Source organism: Curvivirga aplysinae, assembly GCF_009711445.1.
Taxonomy (GTDB): domain Bacteria; phylum Pseudomonadota; class Alphaproteobacteria; order UBA8366; family Aestuariispiraceae; genus Curvivirga; species Curvivirga aplysinae.
On sequence record NZ_SMMC01000138.1, the window covers coordinates 1 to 17,278 of the forward strand.

The window sequence follows — 17,278 nt, forward strand, 5'->3', positions numbered from 1 at the left end:
TCATAAGTATTGTTCCAGAATCTGGGTAAGTCGGGGGTACATAGTTATCCAGAAAAATATCTACAGGTTATCCCCAGACTTTTCAGCAAAGTTATACAATTTCTTGTGCAAAGGGTGAATTTCGTCCAAAAAGGCTCTGATAAAGACATTTAATTAAAAAACGGGAAGAAAACCGTGGCGACATTCCATCTTCATCTTGTTTCGGATTCTACAGGGGAAACCGTTGAACATATTGCACGTGCAACTTTAGCACAGTTTGAAAGTGTCACGGCAATAGAACATCAATGGCCTATGATGCGGTCGGTCGGACAGGTAGAGCAAGTTGTTCAAAATATTTTAGAAAATCCTGGTGTCGTTATGTATACGATGGTCAATGAAGAAATGCGTCAAGCGCTTCAGGCAGCCTGTCGTCGTCATCGTCTTCCTTGTATTTCTTTACTTGATCCTGTGATTAGTTTCCTTGGGAATTATCTGGGAGTGAAAAGTAAAGGGCAACCCGGTCGGCAACATAATCTGGATGATGAATATTTTGAACGTATTGACGCCATGCAATTTGCGTTGATCCATGATGATGGACAGGCGCCATGGGATTTAGAGGCATCAGATGTTGTTTTGGTAGGCGTTTCTAGAACTTCAAAAACACCTACCTGCATCTATCTGGCGAACCGCGGTTTAAAAGCAGCAAACGTACCTTTTGTCCCAGATGTGGTGATGCCGGAAGAATTATTAAAGCTTGATCCGAATAATCCTAATTATCCTCTTGTTGTCGGCTTGACTAAAGACATTGATAGTCTGGTTCAAATTCGTAAATCTCGTTTACGTCATTTGTCTGATAAAGAAGATACAGGCTATGCAGATATGGATAAGGTAAAAGAAGAAGTCGTTGCTTGTCGTCGCCTTTGTGCTGAACATGGTTGGCCTGTAATTAATGTATCGCGCCGATCTATCGAAGAAACAGCGGCAGCGGTGATTAAACATGTCGAAATGCGGAAAACCCGCCTTCAAGAAAAGAACTGATTATAGAATAAAGAGCTTTCAAAATGACCGAAACAAGTTTGGTATTGGCCTCTGCCAGTAAAACCCGCGCAGCTTTGCTTCAAAATGCAGGCATTAATGTTACTTGTGATCCAGCAAATGTTGATGAAGACAGTGTCAAAATTGCTTTAAAAGGCGAGGGAGCATCTGCTGTTCAAGTGGCTGAGACTTTAGCAGAGTTAAAGGCGCAAGCTGTATCTCGTCGTCATCCGGGTGTGATGGTTATTGGGGCAGATCAAACATTGGACTGTGAAGGACACTGGTTTGATAAGCCTGAAAATATGGATCAGGCACGGGAAAATCTAAAATTTTTCCGTGGTAAAAAACATCGTCTTAATGCCGCAGTTTGTATTGTTAAAGACGGTCAGCGCCTTTGGCATGTAAATGATCCAGCTGAAATGCATGTACGTGACTTTTCAGATGAATGGCTTGATTGGTATTTAAACACGGTTGGTGATGAAATTTGTGATTCCGTTGGTGGATATCGTTTAGAAGGTCCAGGATCACAATTATTTGCAACGGTTCGGGGTGATTATTTTACAGTTTTAGGATTACCTTTACTGCCGTTGATGCAGTTCTTACGTGGTCATAAAACTATTCTACCATAAGAGATAGATGATGAAAAAATCAGCAGTGATTGGTTGGCCAATTTCCCATTCTTTATCCCCCCGTCTTCATGGTTTTTGGCTGGATAAACTTGGTATTGAAGGCAGTTATGAGGCATTACCAGTTGAACCTGAAAATTTAGATGATTTTGCCAATAAATTGAAATCTGGCGAATTGGGGTTAAAGGGGGCTAATGTAACGGTTCCTCATAAACAGGAAATCATGGCTTTTTGTGATGAAATTTCCCCCTTGGCCCAACGTATCGGTGCTGTGAATACATTAGTTGTCAAAGATGGAAAATTGCTGGGAAGTAATACTGATCATTACGGTTTTAAAACAAATTTGGAAGCCAGTGGAAAGTTACCTGAAAATCCATCTGGTGCGGCGATTATCCTTGGGGCAGGTGGTGCATCCCGTGCCGTTTGTACAGCCTTGGAAGAATTGGGATATAGTCCAATTTATCTGTTAAACCGAACCCTAGAAAGGGCTGAAGAAGTCGCCAATGATTTAGGCGGATCTATTATTGCAGGTTCTTTATCTGATTTGCCAAAATATATGGCTGAATGTCAGATTTTAGTAAACAGCACATCTTTGGGAATGAAAGGACAAAATCCTTTGGACATTGATCTATCAGATCTTCCGAAAGAGGCTGTCGTTACAGATATAGTTTATAATCCTTTGATGACCGGATTATTAGAACAAGCAAAAGCCCGTGGAAATCCAATTGTAGATGGTATTGGCATGTTATTGTTTCAGGCAATTCCCGGCTTTGAGAGCTGGTTTGATCCATCTGAAAAACCAGTGGTGACCGAAGAGTTACGCCAGTATATGCTAGAGGTTCTCTAAGATGATTATTCTAGGTTTAACCGGCAATATCGGGATGGGAAAAACCACAGTTGCTGGTATGTTTCACTATCTTGGATTTCCTGTACAGGATGCTGATAAAGTTGTTCATGAATTAATGGCAAAAGATGGCGAAGCTTTACCTGATGTGGAAAAAGCTTTCCCAGGAATAGTTAATGAAGACGGTGTTGATCGGAAAAAACTTGGGGATATTGTCTTCAAAAATCCTGAAAAATTAAGAGAGTTAGAAGCAATTCTTTATCCTTGGGTTGGAAAAAAAAGAGAGAAATTTCTTGAAATGGCCACGCGTAAAAATGCAGAAATAGCCATTTTAGATGTGCCGCTTCTTTTTGAGAAAGGTTTGGATAAACTTTGTAATTATACAGCCTGTGTGAGAGCCCCGGATATTATACAGAAACAACGGGTCTTGGCGCGTCCAAATATGACAGAAGAAAAATTTAAAGAAATCAAAGCTCAACAAATGCCAATCCGTCAAAAGATGGCAAAGTCAGATTTTGTTATTCAGACAGGCCTAAATAAAGGTTATACTATGAATGAAGTGAAGCAGGTGGTTGAACAGTTACTTGATCCTGAATTTCATAAACAATATCAAATGCGTAATAAGGGAAGAAGATAAACAAAATGCGTGAGATTGTTCTTGATACCGAGACCACGGGATTTGATCCATTTAGTGGCGACCGTATTGTGGAAATTGGCTGTGTGGAATTGGTTAATCGCATGCCAACAGGTGAAGTTTATCATCAATATATTAATCCTGAACGTGATATGCCGGAAGGCGCTTTTCAGGTTCATGGTCTTTCTGAAGAATTCTTGACTGATTTTCCCACATTCCGTGAAGTGGGTCAGGCATTTTTGGATTTTATCGGGGACGGCATGTTGGTGATCCACAATGCTGCCTTTGATATGAAATTTTTAAATGCAGAACTGGAATGGATGGGATTACCTAAAATCCCGATGAGCCGTTCTATTGATACTTTGGCGATGGCAAGGGCGATGTTTCCAGGCGCACAAGCAACATTGGATGCACTTTGTCGACGCTTTGATATTGATAACACATCACGTACCTATCACGGCGCATTGCTCGATTCTGAACTTTTGGCAGATGTATATCTGGAACTTACTGGCGGGCGCCAACCAGGTCTAGAATTGGCAGGTGAGGGTAAAGGTGGTACGGGTGGATTATCAGCAGGTGGCTTAAAGAAATCTAATAAACCTGTTCGTCCTGCCCGTCCTCATAAAGCACATGATGAGGAACTTGCGGCTCATGCGGCCTTTTTAGAAGAAAAAGTCACCGATCCCATCTGGAACCGGTGACTTTAAAATATAGACTAAAATCGTTTACTGAAATTAGTTTACAGCTTCGCCTTCTTCGCGATTTGCCATTTCAGCTTTTGCTGCAGCAATGCGTTGACGGAACATGTCTACGAAATCAACAGGTGCCAAATTGATTGGTGGGAAACCTGTATTGATAACGGAACTTGTCAAAACTTGACGTGCAAATGGGAAAAGCATACGTGGGATTTCAATGAAAAGGATAGCTTGCAACATATCCTGTTTCAAATCACCAACAGCCACAATAGAAGAATATACCAATTCTGTCTGATGTTGTATTTCGCCATCTTGTTCAGATTTCGCATTCAAATGTAAAGAGACCTCAAAATCTTTTTCCGCCAACTGATCTAATGTTACATCAACATTTACTGATAATTGTGGATTTGTAGGGGCTTTTTGAAAAACATGAGGTGCATTTGGCACTTCAACAGATAAATCTTTTAGATATTGATGAATAATTTGAAACGCAGGTGCTTGTGCTTCTGCTGCGCCTTCAGCCTGATTTTCAGCTGTATCTGACATAAAAAAATCTCCGAAAAAATAGTTCTGAATTTCGCTAACATGTCCCAAAGGTTGAAACAATAGTTATGGTTAAGTTTTCCATATAATCAGCGATTTTTAGATAATTATGGTTGTTTATCAGCATCTGTATTTATTTGTTTGGATGGGGATATAGGATCTTTTCTAGGATGCACTTCTTCAAATTCACCATCAATAATATCATCACGATTATAAGTCTGATTAAACGGCGCACCTTGATTAAAATTTGTATTTTGTCCGAATTGATTTTGTCGCATGCGAATATGCCCATTCTTTTTAATCCAACCCCAAATAGTGGCCCCTAAAGATTTTCTGAATAGTGGAATAAGCAAGGTAAAACCAATGGCATCAGTTAAAAAACCAGGCGTAAGTAAAAGGGCCCCCGCAACAAGTAAACAAATACCTGTGAAGACTTCTTCCATTGGTAATTTATTTTGATCCAGATTGCTTTGTGCTTTGGTTAAAGCATCAAATCCCTGTTTACGGACTAAAGCAGTACCAATAAAGGCAGTTGCCAATACGGTAATAATAGTCCACACAACACCGATTTTGTCACCAATTTCGATGAATAAGAAAATTTCGATGACTGGAATAATAATAAAAAGAAGTAAAAGTGGCATCTTGCTCTTTCGGGTGTGAATACCTATGTATTTAACAGAATTTTGCTTGTTTTCATCTCATTATTTAGGAGGCAAATAGAAATTCTGCAAGTGGAAGCTGTAAAAAGCGATTTTTTCAGCGAAATATGTGCCTTTCTGTTGCCATTTTGTCGATATAGGTCCATTTTATCCACAAAATCGTATATAATTGTATATACTTACATAACGATCACGTTTCTTCATTGAGAATTAAAAATGAACGGCATTCCTATTTTTGATATTATTTTATTTGCTGGCGTTGCGATTTTTTTAATCCTGCGTCTTGGTTCTGTGTTGGGTAAACGCACAGGCCACGAAAATCCGCCCAAAGCTTACAAAGACATGATGGATGCTGCAAAAAAAGCAGATGAAGAGGTAGAAGCAAAAGAAAATGACGAAGTCGTTGTACCTTTGCCATCCTTGAAAGAACGTCATGATCGTGAATTTGATGAACAGCAACTAGAAGGTCCACTTCAAGAAAGCTATGCTAAAATTCAAGCAGCTGATCCAACTTTTTCGCCGGCTCAGTTCCTGGACGGTGCCCGTTCGGCATTTGAATGGATTTTACGTGCTTATGTGGAAGGCGACCGCGAAACCTTACGTAATTTGTTAGCAGATGATGTTTATGACAATTTTGATAAATCGCTTTCTGAGCGTGAATCATTGGGTCAACGCTTGGAAGAAATGTTGGTTGGCATTGATAGCTGTGAAGTTATCGAAGCGGAAATGGATAGATCTGTTGCGAAAGTCACAGTGAAATTAAAATCTAAACAAGTGAACGTGCTTTACAACAATATGGATGAAATTGTTTCTGGTGATCCTAATAAAGTTGTTGATGTGACTGATATTTGGACTTTTGCACGTGATACTCAATCCCGTGATCCAAATTGGTCTTTGATTGCGACACATAGTCCTGAATAACAAACTTCAAGATTTTAAGTTTTATGGCTGATCAATCACCTGATAAACAGAATTCTATGAGCAGGCGGAATCCAAAGGGTCCCGCCTTGTTTGCAGGTGTAGTAATTGGTTTAGCCCTAGGCATATTAGCGACTTCCTTTGTTGCGCCGCATTTTTTGAAACCTGAAGAAAAAATAAAAATTGTTATTCAGGAAAAGGAAATAATTAAAGAAGTTATCAAAGAAGTTCCAGTTCCTGTGAAGGAACCAGAAGCTAAGCCGGAAGAAGTAAAGAAACCCGAAGGTCCTGCGATTAAACTGACAAAAGCCAGTTTTTCGGATTTACCTGGATGGTTGAATGATGATTTTGCAGGCATTGAACAAGCATTAAAGCGTAGCTGCAGTGCCATTCAAAAACGTCCTGCGGATAAAGAAATGGGGCGCGGACATGATGCTATCCCGATGACTTATGGTGATTGGCAACCGATTTGTGGAAGATTTTCAGAGTCTCCTGAATTAGTAGCCGGTAAATCCAGTCAATTGATGCGTGAATTTCTGGAAAAAGAATTAGCACCTTATCTTGCCGCGAATAATGAAGAGGTTTTTGGCAAATTCACAGGTTATTTTGAGGCTGAACTTAAAGGTAGTCGCGTAAAAACAGATGTTTTTAAGTATCCACTTTACGGCAAACCAAATGATCTGGTCTCAGTTAATCTAGGTGATTTTTCTGAGGATTTAAAAGGAAAACATGTTATTGGCCGTGTGGATGAGGGTCAGAAATTTAAACCATATCATCAACGCGGTGCTATCGAAGCAGGTGGGCTTGATCCACAAGGTTTAGAGCTTCTTTGGATCAATGATCCGGTGGATGTATTTCTGTTACAAGTACAAGGATCAGGTCGGGTAATTTTACCTGATGGTGGTGTTGTCCGTGTTGGATATGCAGCCCATAATGGTCATAAATATAGATCAATTGGACGTTATCTGATTGAACAAGGTGAAATTGAAAAACACAAGGCTTCTTGGGGCGGTATTCGCAATTGGATTGAACAAAACCCGGATAAACAAGCCGATTTGTTTGCGCAAAATCCTCGTTTTGTTTTTTTTCGTGAGTTAGATGGAGATGGTCCTATCGGATCACAAGGTGTGGCCTTAACACCAAAACGTAGTATGGCGGTTGATCAACGTTTTATTCCCTTAGGTAATCTTATTTGGTTAGATACAGTTCAACCTGGCGGATCTACTGATCCATTACAAACTTTAATGGTGGCCCAAGATACAGGCGGTGCCATTAAGGGACCTGTACGTGGTGATTTCTTTTGGGGATATGGGGATAAGGCACTTGCAAAAGCAGGTCGTATGAATTCCAAAGGACAATATTTTGTATTGATCCCAAATAGTGTGGCAGAACGTCTTTCCTCTAAGATAGAAGAAACGGCTTCTGAAGAAACATCTGTGCCAAACTAAGGCTGGCACCTTTTAAAAAAATCGCTAAAATGCGACAAAATTACTAAAAAAATAAAATATCAGTATTGTAGGATCGATAATGTCGAAACATGCCGAAAAACCAGCTTATAAAGTTGGTCTCTTTGTCACATGTCTTGTGGATGTGATGCGCCCTAATGTCGGATTTGCAGCGGTAAAATTATTAGAAGATGCAGGTTGTCAGGTGGCGGTACCTGAAAGTCAAACTTGTTGCGGGCAACCCGCCTTTAATTCCGGCGATAACGCAGATACAGCCAAGATTGCCAAAGGTGTGATAGAGGCATTTGAGGGGTTTGATTATGTGGTAGCACCAAGTGGTTCCTGTGCTGCCATGATCAAAGAACATTATGCCGAATTATTCGATACTGATCCTCATTGGGCGGGGCGTGCTCATGAATTGTCGGCCCGAACTTATGAATTAACGTCCTTCCTTGTTGATATTTGTGGGATGCAATTCGTTGAAGCATCACTGGATGCGAAAATTACATATCATGATAGTTGTTCGGGTCTGCGTGAGTTATCTGTTAAAGAACAGCCGCGAAAATTATTAAAATCTGTTGATGGGTTAGAAATTCAGGAAATGAAACGTCCGGAAACCTGTTGTGGCTTTGGGGGAACTTTCTGTGTGAAATATCCTGAAATTTCCGGCAAGATTGTAGATGAAAAATCAGATGACATAATTTCAACAGATGCGGATATTTTATTAGCAGGCGACTTAGGGTGCCTTTTAAATATGTCAGGTAAAATGCATCGCAAGGACGCGCCGGTAAAAGCCTATCATGTGGCAGAAGTTCTCGCCGATATGGCAGATGGTCCGGCCATTGGGGCGCCTTCAAAACCTTTCACTCTTGATAGCTTGAAGAAATAGGGGGTAGGGATATGCAGTCTACCACTAGAAATTTCAAAAATAATGCGTCTGAAGCGCTTGTTAACGATAACCTGCAAGAAGCATTGGGTAAGTTAAAAGTTGGCTTTGTTGAGCGTCGTGCCGCTGCCGCCGAAAAACTACCAGAATTTGATGCCTTACGTGATCAGGCACGTGATATTAAAAACCACACGTTACAGAATATTGATCTTTACCTCGAAAGATTTGAAGAGAAAGTCACAGCCCAAGGTGGTCATGTGCATTGGGCCCGTAATTCCCATGAAGCCTGCCAAACGATTTTAGAAATTTGCCAATCAGTTAATGCTAAAATGGTGACTAAAGGCAAAAGTATGGTTTCGGAAGAAATCGGACTGAATGCGGCCTTGGAAAAAACGGGTCTGGAAGTGGTTGAGACGGATTTGGGTGAATATATCATCCAACTTCGTAAAGAAGCGCCAAGCCATATTATTGCGCCTGCTGTGCATGTTCTTAAAGATGAAGTAGAAGCAGATTTCCGCGACGCCCATACGGACCTTGATCCAGATCGTCAGCTGGAAGAGCCAACACAATTGGTGCATGAAGCCCGTGAGGTTCTACGTCAAAAATATTTGGATAGTGATGTTGGCATTACGGGGGCCAACTTCCTTGTCGCAGAAACCGGAACCAGCATTATTGTCACTAATGAAGGTAATGGGGACTTAACCCAGACCTTACCAAAGGTGCATATCGTAATTGCCAGTATGGAAAAAATTATTCCAACACTTGAGGATACTTCAGCTGTTCTTCGTGTCTTAGCGCGTTCTGCAACGGGGCAGGAATTTACATCCTATACGACTTTTTCAAGTGGCCCACGACGTGAAGAAGACCCTGATGGACCAGATCAATATCATGTTGTTATTTTGGATAATGGGCGAAGTGCCATGTTGGGTACTGAATTTCAAGATATGTTGCGTTGTATCCGCTGTGGGGCCTGCATGAACCATTGTCCGGTTTATGGGGCTGTGGGCGGTCATGCATATGGTTGGGTTTATCCAGGACCAATGGGATCGGTCTTAACCCCTAGTTTTATTGGTGTGGAAGAAGCAGGCCATTTACCAAATGCGTCTACCTTCTGTGGGCGATGTGAAGAAGTTTGTCCGATGCGTATTCCTTTGCCGAAAATGATGCGTCATTATCGTCAAAAGGAATTTGAAGGCAATATGAATGCTGCACCCGTGCGTTGGGCTATAAAAGCCTATGGATTTATGGCAACTCGTCCAAAGCTTTGGCATATGATCACAGGGGTAAAGGCAAAATTTGCATATACCTTATCTGGTGGTAAAGGGCGTTTCCATAAATTACCACTTTGGATGGGAGAATGGACCAAGCACCGTGATTTCCCAGCTTCTCAAGGCAGTAGTTTCCATTCTCAATGGAAGAAAAAGGGTGGGGCAACCACTCTTAACGAATTGAAGAAGGGCGCAGAATAATGGAAAAAAATATGGAAGCCCGAAATCAAATCTTTGCCTCTATTCGCAGATCAAAAGAACGGGGCGGTGTTAAATCCGATCCAAAGGCTGTTGAAAAACGCCTTGCCGAGCATCCTTCAGGCCTTATTCCAAAGCGTAGCCAGTTGGAAAAAGCGGAACAGGTAAACCTCTTTCAGAAAATGGCGGAAAATGTTCAAGCATCCGTGGTGCGTTTGAAATCTGATCGGGAAATTCCAGCGGCTGTATCGGATTATCTAGCTCAAAAGAACTTACCTGCACGTGTAAAATTATCTGGTGACGAAAGATTATCCAATTTGCCGTGGTCTGAAAATGCCAGCCATATTTCCTTATTGGAAGGGGCAAGTGGCGGTGATGATCTGGTAAGTCTGGCTGTTAGTTTTGCAGGTATTGCAGAAACTGGTACCTTGGTTTTACATTCAGGACCAAAAGGTCCGACGACACTTAATTTCTTGCCTGAAACCCATATGGTAGTTTTACGTGAAAGTGATATTGTCGGGGCGTATGAGGAGGCATGGGCGCGTATTCGCAAACAACAGGCGGATAAAGGCGAAGAATTCTTGCCACGTACCGTTAATATGATTACAGGTCCGTCCCGAACAGGAGATATTGAACAAACAATCCTGTTAGGGGCCCATGGTCCACATGCTCTTCATATTTTAATGGTTGCTGATGACGCGTAAAAAGAAATCTTCTGATGCTGGTAAGGTGACAGAAACTCATAAGACCAAAATACATAAAGATGGTCTTTGGGATATTGTGTCTAAAACCGCAAAACCGCTAGAGGGACGGGAATATCTCTATAGTCAGTATCTGGAAGAATTTTTATCCAGTCATGAAGATGTTTTTGAAACTAAGAAACATTCTAAAAAACCTGTTCACGTACATCGCAAAAATCATAAGCCGGATGTGGTGCAAAAAGTAACACATCCACCCTCAAAATCGCAGTTAAAACTGAATGTCTTGGGGATGTTGGAACATGGTGATAGCCCGGGGGTAGATAAGCGCACCGCCCAACGTTTGAAACGCGGTAAGATGTCCATTGATGCCAAGGTAGACTTGCACGGACATAGCCTGGAACAAGCTCATATTCGTTTGAATAATTTTGTTCAATCCTCTTATGCTGCAGGCCACCGCTGTCTCTTGGTGGTGACAGGCAAGGGTGAAAAGAATATGGGGGCGATTAAACAATCGGTTCCGCGCTGGTTAAATGATGTGCCTTTGCGCGATAAAATCTTGTCTTTTAGCTTTGCCCAGATTGAAGATGGTGGAAAAGGCGCTCTTTATGTTTTGTTAAAACGTAAAAGGGATTATTAATTTTCTGCATAATTTGCAAACGGGTCTTGTTCTGTCACAATCTTGTTAAAATCCGTCAAAAAATCTTTGAATTTTACCCGAAGATATAAATATACATCATCCTTTTGGACGACTTTATGAATTTCTGGTTTTACAGAAATCAAGCCAACTCGATAAGCGTGATCAATTACTTGTTGCTCAGACAGAAAAGCAATAATTTCTTTGTTGTGATAAGCGGTTAAAATTTCATCATAGCTGTAATACAGGATGGTTTTTGCCATATCTTCTTTTTTATGGGTTTCTGCATAGTTTTCCTGCCAAATAGCTCCTAAGACGATGCCTTTGGGAATATGATAATCCACAATGGATCCGGGATATTTATAGATAGCTTTAATTTGGTCTTTTAAAATGGGAGGGTTAGATCGGATATAATCAAAACGATATTTTTTTTCAATTACAGGGAAACGTAATAAATCCCCATCCAGCTTACCATCATTTAACAGCTTAATAACTCGTTGTCCTGGGGCTTTCTTAATTTGGACATCACATCCTAATTGTTTGAAAACACGCGTATAAATTTTGGATAATTTGCTATGCGATGTACCTTCTGAAAGGACACCAACTTTTTTTGGACAATACTCAGAAGCACTGGCAATATGGCTAAAACCAATTATGCAAAATAAAACTATAAATGTTTTATATATTATATTCATTTCAAATCGGGCCCTCTCGAAAGGGTATAATAAAAACCTAATAAAAGTAAAACTAATTTATGACACCATTTGGGCAAAAACTAAGAGATTTACGTAAGGAGCGCGGGGTAACTGCCAAAGAGATGGCGAAGGCTCTTCAACTTTCCCCACCTTATTTATCAGCGCTGGAACATGGTCATCGTGGTAAACCAACCACGGTCTTGATCCATCAGATATGCGCCTATTTCGGGATTATCTGGGATGATGCCGAAGAACTTCAACGCCTCGCCGATGTGTCTCATCCAAAGGTCACCATAGACACAAGCGGCCTTTCACCAGAAGCAACCCGCCTTGCTAATTTACTTTCTAAAAAAGTTAATAAACTCAATAAGGAAGAGATTGATGCCATCCTTAAAATAGTGGAGAGTAGTTAGCAGTTAAAACAGATTACTGTTAGATAGCAGGGGGGCTAAGATGAAATTAATTGTTTTATGTGTTTGCATGCTTGCATTAGCAGCATGTAGTCAAGGCAAGGCTAGCCTTAAGGTCATGGATGTATCTGATTACTTTTCATCTGAGCCGGAATTTAAAGAAGAAATATTTTCGATTAGTGGAGATTATAAACAGCAGTTTAGAAGTTATAAACGCGCGAAAATTTCTTGGTCTTCGTATATTTATGCGCCGCAGATGAGGCGGGTGTTTAATCTCAAAGGTTTCATTGATTTCAATAAAGTAAATAGTATCTTTGAGGAAAAAATTTATAATTTTACTTCTCTGAGTAAAGAGCAAAAGACCTGGTATGGTAGAGTAAGGGAATTGCCATGGCCTGACGATTTTACAGATCCGGTTTCGGCCGCAAAAATGATTTCAACAAAAGATAATCATGGCCAGCTTTTAAACTTAGACTTACTTTATGAAGACAATCTGCCTGGTATGACAACAACGGTGGAAGCATATCAGGACTTATTATCTTTATTTCATTATTCGACAATTTTATTAAGCGATGAAGAAATTTTGGCAGGTAAGACGCAACTTTCGATTCACGAGGATAAAAAAAACAAGGCTGCAATTGTGGCTACTATACAGGGAGAAACCATCTGGAAAGGAAGGCCTAGTCTTAAATTAGATATTGAAGGATTGTCTAATGTTTACAACAGAATAGATGATCGAGAATATGAATTCGATATCACAGGATTTATGTTGATTGATAAATATACAGGGACAACTGTACTTCTAGATATTGTTGAGGAATTGCCCCTTACAAGGAATGCTGATTTTTATTCTCGTCAAATAATGGAAATTGATCTGGGTTCTTCGACGCCAATTTTGACGGATCAATTTGCACAAAATCGCGAGAAAAATTTATAGGCGACTTAATAACGAATACAAAATTAGAAGTTAATGTGGGGAATAAGAAGAATTTAAGCCTACTGTTAATGCGGTGCTTGTATAAGTAACGGTAGAGAAAGCATGCAGATATTAGCAAATCCCGGAATGATAGTGAAAAACCTGTCTTTACAGGCGAAATGCAACCTTTTGAAGACATAATTTCTGTTCAACTCAGACCAATTCAAAAGGCTATATCCCTTTAAAATTAAAGCCGCCCAGTTATGAGCGGCTTTTATATTTTTGATCTATAAAATATCCTTAGAGGATAAACTTACTTAAATCTGTATCTTGGGCCAGTTCAGCAACACGTTCAGTAACCATTTCAGATGTGATTTCAATGGTTTCACCGGAACGGTCGGTAGCCGTGAAGCTGATTTCTTCAAGCAAACGTTCCAGAACCGTATGTAGGCGACGGGCGCCAATATTTTCCACGGTCTGGTTGATTTCTGCAGCCAATTCCGCAACACGGCTAATAGCTTCGTCTTTGAAATCCAATGTCACATCTTCCGTACCCATCAAGGCGATATATTGCTTGATCAGGCTGTTTTCCGGTTCGCGTAAGATACGGTCGAAATCTTCTTCGGAAAGCGGGTTCAGATTCACACGGATCGGCAAGCGACCTTGTAATTCTGCCAATAAATCAGACGGTTTTGCCTGATGGAAAGCGCCGGATGTAATAAACAGGATATGATCTGTCTTCACAGTACCATGTTTGGTGCTGACGGACGTGCCTTCGATCAATGGTAAGAGGTCACGTTGCACACCTTCACGGGATACATCCCCACCTTGACGGTCAGAGCGGATGGTAATTTTATCGATTTCATCAATGAAAACGATGCCGTTTTGTTGCACATTTTCGAGCGCTTCTTCGGTGATCTTGTCATGATCGACAATTTTATCGGCTTCTTCACTGATTAGAATTTCATGTGATTCAGCAACGGTGAGTTTACGGGTGCGTTTGCGACCACCAAAACTGTCACCTAAAAGATCACCCAAATTCATCATCCCCATAGAGGCACCTGGCATGCCCGGGATATCCATAGATGGCATAGATAATGTGCTGTTATCTTTGACGCTGATTTCAATTTCTTTGTCATCCAGCAAACCGTCACGTAATTTCTTGCGGAAACTGTCACGGGTGGCTTCGGTGGCATTTTCACCGACTAGTGCGTCCAACACACGGTTTTCCGCATTAGCTTCCGCGCGGTTCTTCACAGAGGCTTTTTGTTGTTCAGTGGCCATGGTAATGGCAACTTCTACCATATCACGGATGATTTGTTCCACATCGCGGCCCACATAGCCAACCTCGGTAAATTTGGTGGCTTCCACTTTAATGAATGGTGCATTAGCTAATTTTGCCAGACGACGGGCGATTTCGGTTTTACCGCAACCTGTTGGTCCAATCATCAGGATATTTTTAGGAAGGACTTCTTCGCGCATGTCACCTGTCAATTGTTGACGGCGCCAACGGTTGCGCAGGGCAATTGCCACTGCACGTTTCGCATCATTTTGCCCTACAATGTAGCGGTCAAGTTCAGATACGATCTCTCTTGGAGAAAAGGATGTCATTTGAAACTCTCTTATAAGCTTTCAAGGGTGATATTATTATTTGTGTAGATACAGATATCGCCTGCCACCTGCATGGACTTACGCACGATTTCTTCTGCATCCATGCCGTCTACATCAATTAGGGCACGGGCCGCAGATAAAGCAAAATGCCCACCAGATCCAATACCGATAATGCCATCATGCGGTTCAATCACATCACCTGTACCAGATACGATTAAGGATACATCTTTATCCACAACTGCAAGCATGGCTTCTAATTTACGAAGATAGCGATCTGTTCGCCAGTCTTTTGCCAATTCTACGCAGGCACGGGTCAATTGATTTGGAAATTGTTCCAATTTAGCTTCCAAACGTTCCACCAGTGTAAAGGCATCGGCTGTTGCACCAGCAAATCCAACAAGCACTTTGCCACCTGCAATGGGGCGTACTTTTTTGGCATTTGGTTTGAATACGGTATTTCCAAGGCTGACCTGACCATCACCAGCGATAACAACTTTTCCTTCTTTGCGAACGGATAAAATTGTGGTGCCGTGAAATACAGGGGCGCCATGGGCATTATATACGGGATCATAAGTATTATCAGTCATGTCATGGGATATGGGACAGAATACCCGTTTGGTCAATGCTTGTTTGATTGAAATTTTGGGCTTTATCTGTCTTATTTTAAAAGTACATAAAATGTTCTATTTTATTGATAAATAGTCATTTGTTCCTATATTGATCTAATTTAAATTAACTCATCTACATAATTGAAAGAAGTTAACCCCAACTCAGGAGAAAAATTTATGGGTGGCATGGCTACAGGAGAAAATAGTAATGGTTCTGGCGCGACATATGACAGTCTCAAAAATAGGAAAATCGACAAAGTTTCTATGGATGGTACATCGGGGAATCTAAATTTTTCAAAGCCGCAAAATCTATTAACACAGAAAATAGATATGAATGAAACGATAGAAAATACAGTTTCTACACCACTAAATGGATCAGAGGATTTTTCGAATATATCTCAAAATAATTATAAGAACAAAAAGGATACAAAATTAGATTTTTCATCAATGTATACTTCCGATGAGGATGATACGGCTTTTTCAGATGAACTGCACTCCACTGACAGTGATCTTGATATACAAAATAAGACCTATGGTGAAATGAAAGCACAGGAACGAAAAGCGCAACAGGAAGCAGAGCTCAAAGCGCATAAAACCCAGCAACGAATTGAGGATAAAGCGTTGACTGAGAAACAGAAACTTGAAGTGCAACAAGTTAAACAACAAGTGCAAAAGTCTCGTCAGTCTCAAAGTCACCCAACAGTTAGCGCAGAAGCACAGCGAGAAAATGAAAGCCTCGCCAATCATTTGGTTAATGAATCTTCTGAAACAAGCGGGCTTAATTCTCTTTATGAAAAAATGTATCAAGATAACCCTGTAGAAGCCGAAGCAAATCTCCAGAACTTGATCCAATTAACATCTCATAAAGATCAACAAACTGGGCAAAAACTGGCACGTGATATGAGATCAGTTCGTAGTAAATATAGTGATTTTCGAGTAAAAGAACAAACTGCTAATTATAAAGATGATATTCTAACTTCGAATAATTCTTCAAATCATTCCATTCCTGAAAACAAGAACAAATTAGAAAATACACATACTTTTATTTTCACTGACGATCGTGCACAAATACTATCACAAACGGATGAAAGGATTGACCCTATTGGTTTTTATAATGAAGTAAAATTTGATCCTTCCGGTATGGGGCGTAATAGCTATGCTTTGTTTAATCTGATAGATGCACAAAAAATCAGCACCACAGCAGATGAAGCATAAAAAATAACTAGCAAATTGTATAACGGTAACTCTCATAATAATGAGGGTGATGCGTTTAGACATGCATTGTGGAGCTATCTGTCCACTTTAGATGTTGGTTATGAGGAGGCTAAAAACTTCCTTGATGCGCATGAAATTACATCAACGAACTCTGATAATGAAAGAATGATGGATTTATTTAACAATGAAATAGGAAGACGCCTGGCGCTTGATCCGCGAAATACAGAAAGAGATCCGGTTGAGGTAATCATGGAAGCTATTCAAGCAGATATGTTACGTATAACCCCTTTTAATGCACCTTCTGACCCGCCTAAAGATTATTACAAGTAAGGTGATATTTATGAGTTTCTTGCGCAGAGCGATATTTCTGGTTTTTATTTTTCCAACTGTTGGACTGGGAATTTATTTTACAGCTGAAGTCAGTCAGGCTTGTCGAGGAACGACTATCTGGATTGCACAAAAATGGCCTGAAAATGTTAAAAAGACAGTGATTACTTTTCAGGGCCATATATCAAGCCGTATAGATAATGTAGACAATAATATCGTTTGGGAGGGTATTCCTGCTCTGGAGTTTTTGTTGGTATCTTCCAGTATTTATGGGGAAGGAGGTTACCTAATAACAACTTATTTTGTGGATGGAAGAACAAGGAAAACGCAATTTGGATATATATCAGGCCTCTATCACAATAGGCCTTACTACGTTACCATTGGTGATTTAGAAGATCACATTACGGCTGGAAAATATTCTGATTATCAAA

Annotated in this window: 21 protein-coding genes; 16 read left to right on the plus strand and 5 right to left on the minus strand. The window is 40.5% G+C overall.

Annotation, left to right across the window (positions count from 1 at the left end):
- The first annotated feature begins 174 nt into the window (after window positions 1-174).
- From E1160_RS04720 to dnaQ, 5 genes are read left to right on the plus strand one after another with little or no spacing between them, the layout of a single operon-like run.
- The gene (locus E1160_RS04720) at window positions 175-1,017 is read left to right on the plus strand and encodes a pyruvate, water dikinase regulatory protein (protein ID WP_328597118.1); all 843 of its coding nucleotides are present in this window, start codon (window positions 175-177) and stop codon (window positions 1,015-1,017) included.
- A 23-nt stretch (window positions 1,018-1,040) separates the two neighbouring features.
- Complete coding sequence (locus E1160_RS04725; protein ID WP_155153850.1) at window positions 1,041-1,643, plus strand: Maf family protein; 603 nt, start codon at window positions 1,041-1,043, stop codon at window positions 1,641-1,643.
- Window positions 1,644-1,653: 10 nt separating this feature from the next.
- Entirely contained in the window at window positions 1,654-2,487 is an 834-nt protein-coding gene (locus tag E1160_RS04730) for a shikimate dehydrogenase (RefSeq protein WP_328597119.1), read from the plus strand.
- Window position 2,488: 1 nt separating this feature from the next.
- The gene (gene coaE / locus E1160_RS04735; protein WP_155153852.1) at window positions 2,489-3,121 is read left to right on the plus strand and encodes a dephospho-CoA kinase; all 633 of its coding nucleotides are present in this window, start codon (window positions 2,489-2,491) and stop codon (window positions 3,119-3,121) included.
- Between the two features lie 5 nt (window positions 3,122-3,126).
- On the plus strand, window positions 3,127-3,819 hold the full coding sequence (gene dnaQ / locus E1160_RS04740; RefSeq protein ID WP_155153853.1) for a DNA polymerase III subunit epsilon: 693 nt from the start codon (window positions 3,127-3,129) through the stop codon (window positions 3,817-3,819).
- 33 nt (window positions 3,820-3,852) lie between these two features.
- Here dnaQ and secB read toward each other — a convergent pair whose 3' ends face one another.
- Both secB and E1160_RS04750 read right to left on the minus strand, forming a co-directional pair.
- Window positions 3,853-4,359 carry a protein-export chaperone SecB gene (secB, locus tag E1160_RS04745; protein WP_155153854.1) on the minus strand — a complete coding sequence of 169 codons (507 nt, stop codon included), beginning with the start codon at window positions 4,357-4,359 and terminating at the stop codon, window positions 3,853-3,855.
- Window positions 4,360-4,463: 104 nt separating this feature from the next.
- Window positions 4,464-4,997 (minus strand): FxsA family protein, encoded by a 534-nt coding sequence (locus tag E1160_RS04750; protein WP_155153855.1) that lies wholly within the window; start codon window positions 4,995-4,997, stop codon window positions 4,464-4,466.
- A 234-nt stretch (window positions 4,998-5,231) separates the two neighbouring features.
- Here E1160_RS04750 and E1160_RS04755 point away from each other — a divergent pair, with 234 nt between their 5' ends.
- The 6 genes from E1160_RS04755 (at window position 5,232) to E1160_RS04780 (ending at window position 11,068) form a co-directional block, all read left to right on the plus strand.
- A complete protein-coding gene (locus E1160_RS04755; protein ID WP_155153856.1) occupies window positions 5,232-5,936 on the plus strand; it encodes a Tim44/TimA family putative adaptor protein in 705 nt (234 codons plus the stop codon).
- 86 nt (window positions 5,937-6,022) lie between these two features.
- Window positions 6,023-7,381, plus strand: a complete 1,359-nt coding sequence (gene mltA / locus E1160_RS04760) for a murein transglycosylase A (protein ID WP_218048722.1) — start codon at window positions 6,023-6,025, stop codon at window positions 7,379-7,381.
- Between the two features lie 79 nt (window positions 7,382-7,460).
- A complete protein-coding gene (locus E1160_RS04765; RefSeq protein WP_155153858.1) occupies window positions 7,461-8,267 on the plus strand; it encodes a (Fe-S)-binding protein in 807 nt (268 codons plus the stop codon).
- 11 nt (window positions 8,268-8,278) lie between these two features.
- On the plus strand, window positions 8,279-9,733 hold the full coding sequence (locus E1160_RS04770) for a LutB/LldF family L-lactate oxidation iron-sulfur protein (RefSeq protein WP_155153859.1): 1,455 nt from the start codon (window positions 8,279-8,281) through the stop codon (window positions 9,731-9,733).
- On the plus strand, window positions 9,733-10,434 hold the full coding sequence (locus E1160_RS04775; RefSeq protein WP_218048723.1) for a LutC/YkgG family protein: 702 nt from the start codon (window positions 9,733-9,735) through the stop codon (window positions 10,432-10,434). Before E1160_RS04770 ends, E1160_RS04775 begins: the two co-directional genes overlap by 1 nt.
- Window positions 10,424-11,068 carry a Smr/MutS family protein gene (locus E1160_RS04780; RefSeq protein ID WP_155153860.1) on the plus strand — a complete coding sequence of 215 codons (645 nt, stop codon included), beginning with the start codon at window positions 10,424-10,426 and terminating at the stop codon, window positions 11,066-11,068. The genes E1160_RS04775 and E1160_RS04780 overlap by 11 nt, the downstream gene beginning before the upstream one ends.
- Here E1160_RS04780 and E1160_RS04785 read toward each other — a convergent pair.
- On the minus strand, window positions 11,065-11,760 hold the full coding sequence (locus E1160_RS04785; protein ID WP_155153861.1) for a hypothetical protein: 696 nt from the start codon (window positions 11,758-11,760) through the stop codon (window positions 11,065-11,067). The genes E1160_RS04780 and E1160_RS04785 overlap by 4 nt on opposite strands.
- A gap of 59 nt (window positions 11,761-11,819) precedes the next feature.
- Here E1160_RS04785 and E1160_RS04790 point away from each other — a divergent pair, with 59 nt between their 5' ends.
- Both E1160_RS04790 and E1160_RS04795 read left to right on the plus strand, forming a co-directional pair.
- Entirely contained in the window at window positions 11,820-12,173 is a 354-nt protein-coding gene (locus E1160_RS04790) for a helix-turn-helix domain-containing protein (RefSeq protein ID WP_155153862.1), read from the plus strand.
- Window positions 12,174-12,213: 40 nt separating this feature from the next.
- The gene (locus tag E1160_RS04795; RefSeq protein WP_155153863.1) at window positions 12,214-13,107 is read left to right on the plus strand and encodes a hypothetical protein; all 894 of its coding nucleotides are present in this window, start codon (window positions 12,214-12,216) and stop codon (window positions 13,105-13,107) included.
- A gap of 279 nt (window positions 13,108-13,386) precedes the next feature.
- Here the strand turns inward: E1160_RS04795 and hslU are convergent, their stop codons facing one another.
- Both hslU and hslV read right to left on the minus strand, forming a co-directional pair.
- The gene (hslU, locus tag E1160_RS04800; protein ID WP_155153864.1) at window positions 13,387-14,697 is read right to left on the minus strand and encodes an ATP-dependent protease ATPase subunit HslU; all 1,311 of its coding nucleotides are present in this window, start codon (window positions 14,695-14,697) and stop codon (window positions 13,387-13,389) included.
- An 11-nt stretch (window positions 14,698-14,708) separates the two neighbouring features.
- On the minus strand, window positions 14,709-15,284 hold the full coding sequence (hslV, locus tag E1160_RS04805) for an ATP-dependent protease subunit HslV (RefSeq protein WP_155153865.1): 576 nt from the start codon (window positions 15,282-15,284) through the stop codon (window positions 14,709-14,711).
- A gap of 198 nt (window positions 15,285-15,482) precedes the next feature.
- Here hslV and E1160_RS04810 point away from each other — a divergent pair, with 198 nt between their 5' ends.
- From E1160_RS04810 to E1160_RS04820, 3 genes are all read left to right on the plus strand, one after another.
- A complete protein-coding gene (locus E1160_RS04810) occupies window positions 15,483-16,520 on the plus strand; it encodes a hypothetical protein (protein ID WP_155153866.1) in 1,038 nt (345 codons plus the stop codon).
- A 15-nt stretch (window positions 16,521-16,535) separates the two neighbouring features.
- On the plus strand, window positions 16,536-16,850 hold the full coding sequence (locus E1160_RS04815) for a DUF6973 domain-containing protein (protein WP_155153867.1): 315 nt from the start codon (window positions 16,536-16,538) through the stop codon (window positions 16,848-16,850).
- A 10-nt stretch (window positions 16,851-16,860) separates the two neighbouring features.
- On the plus strand, window positions 16,861-17,278 hold a 418-nt coding region (locus tag E1160_RS04820; protein ID WP_155153868.1), incomplete at its 3' end, for a hypothetical protein.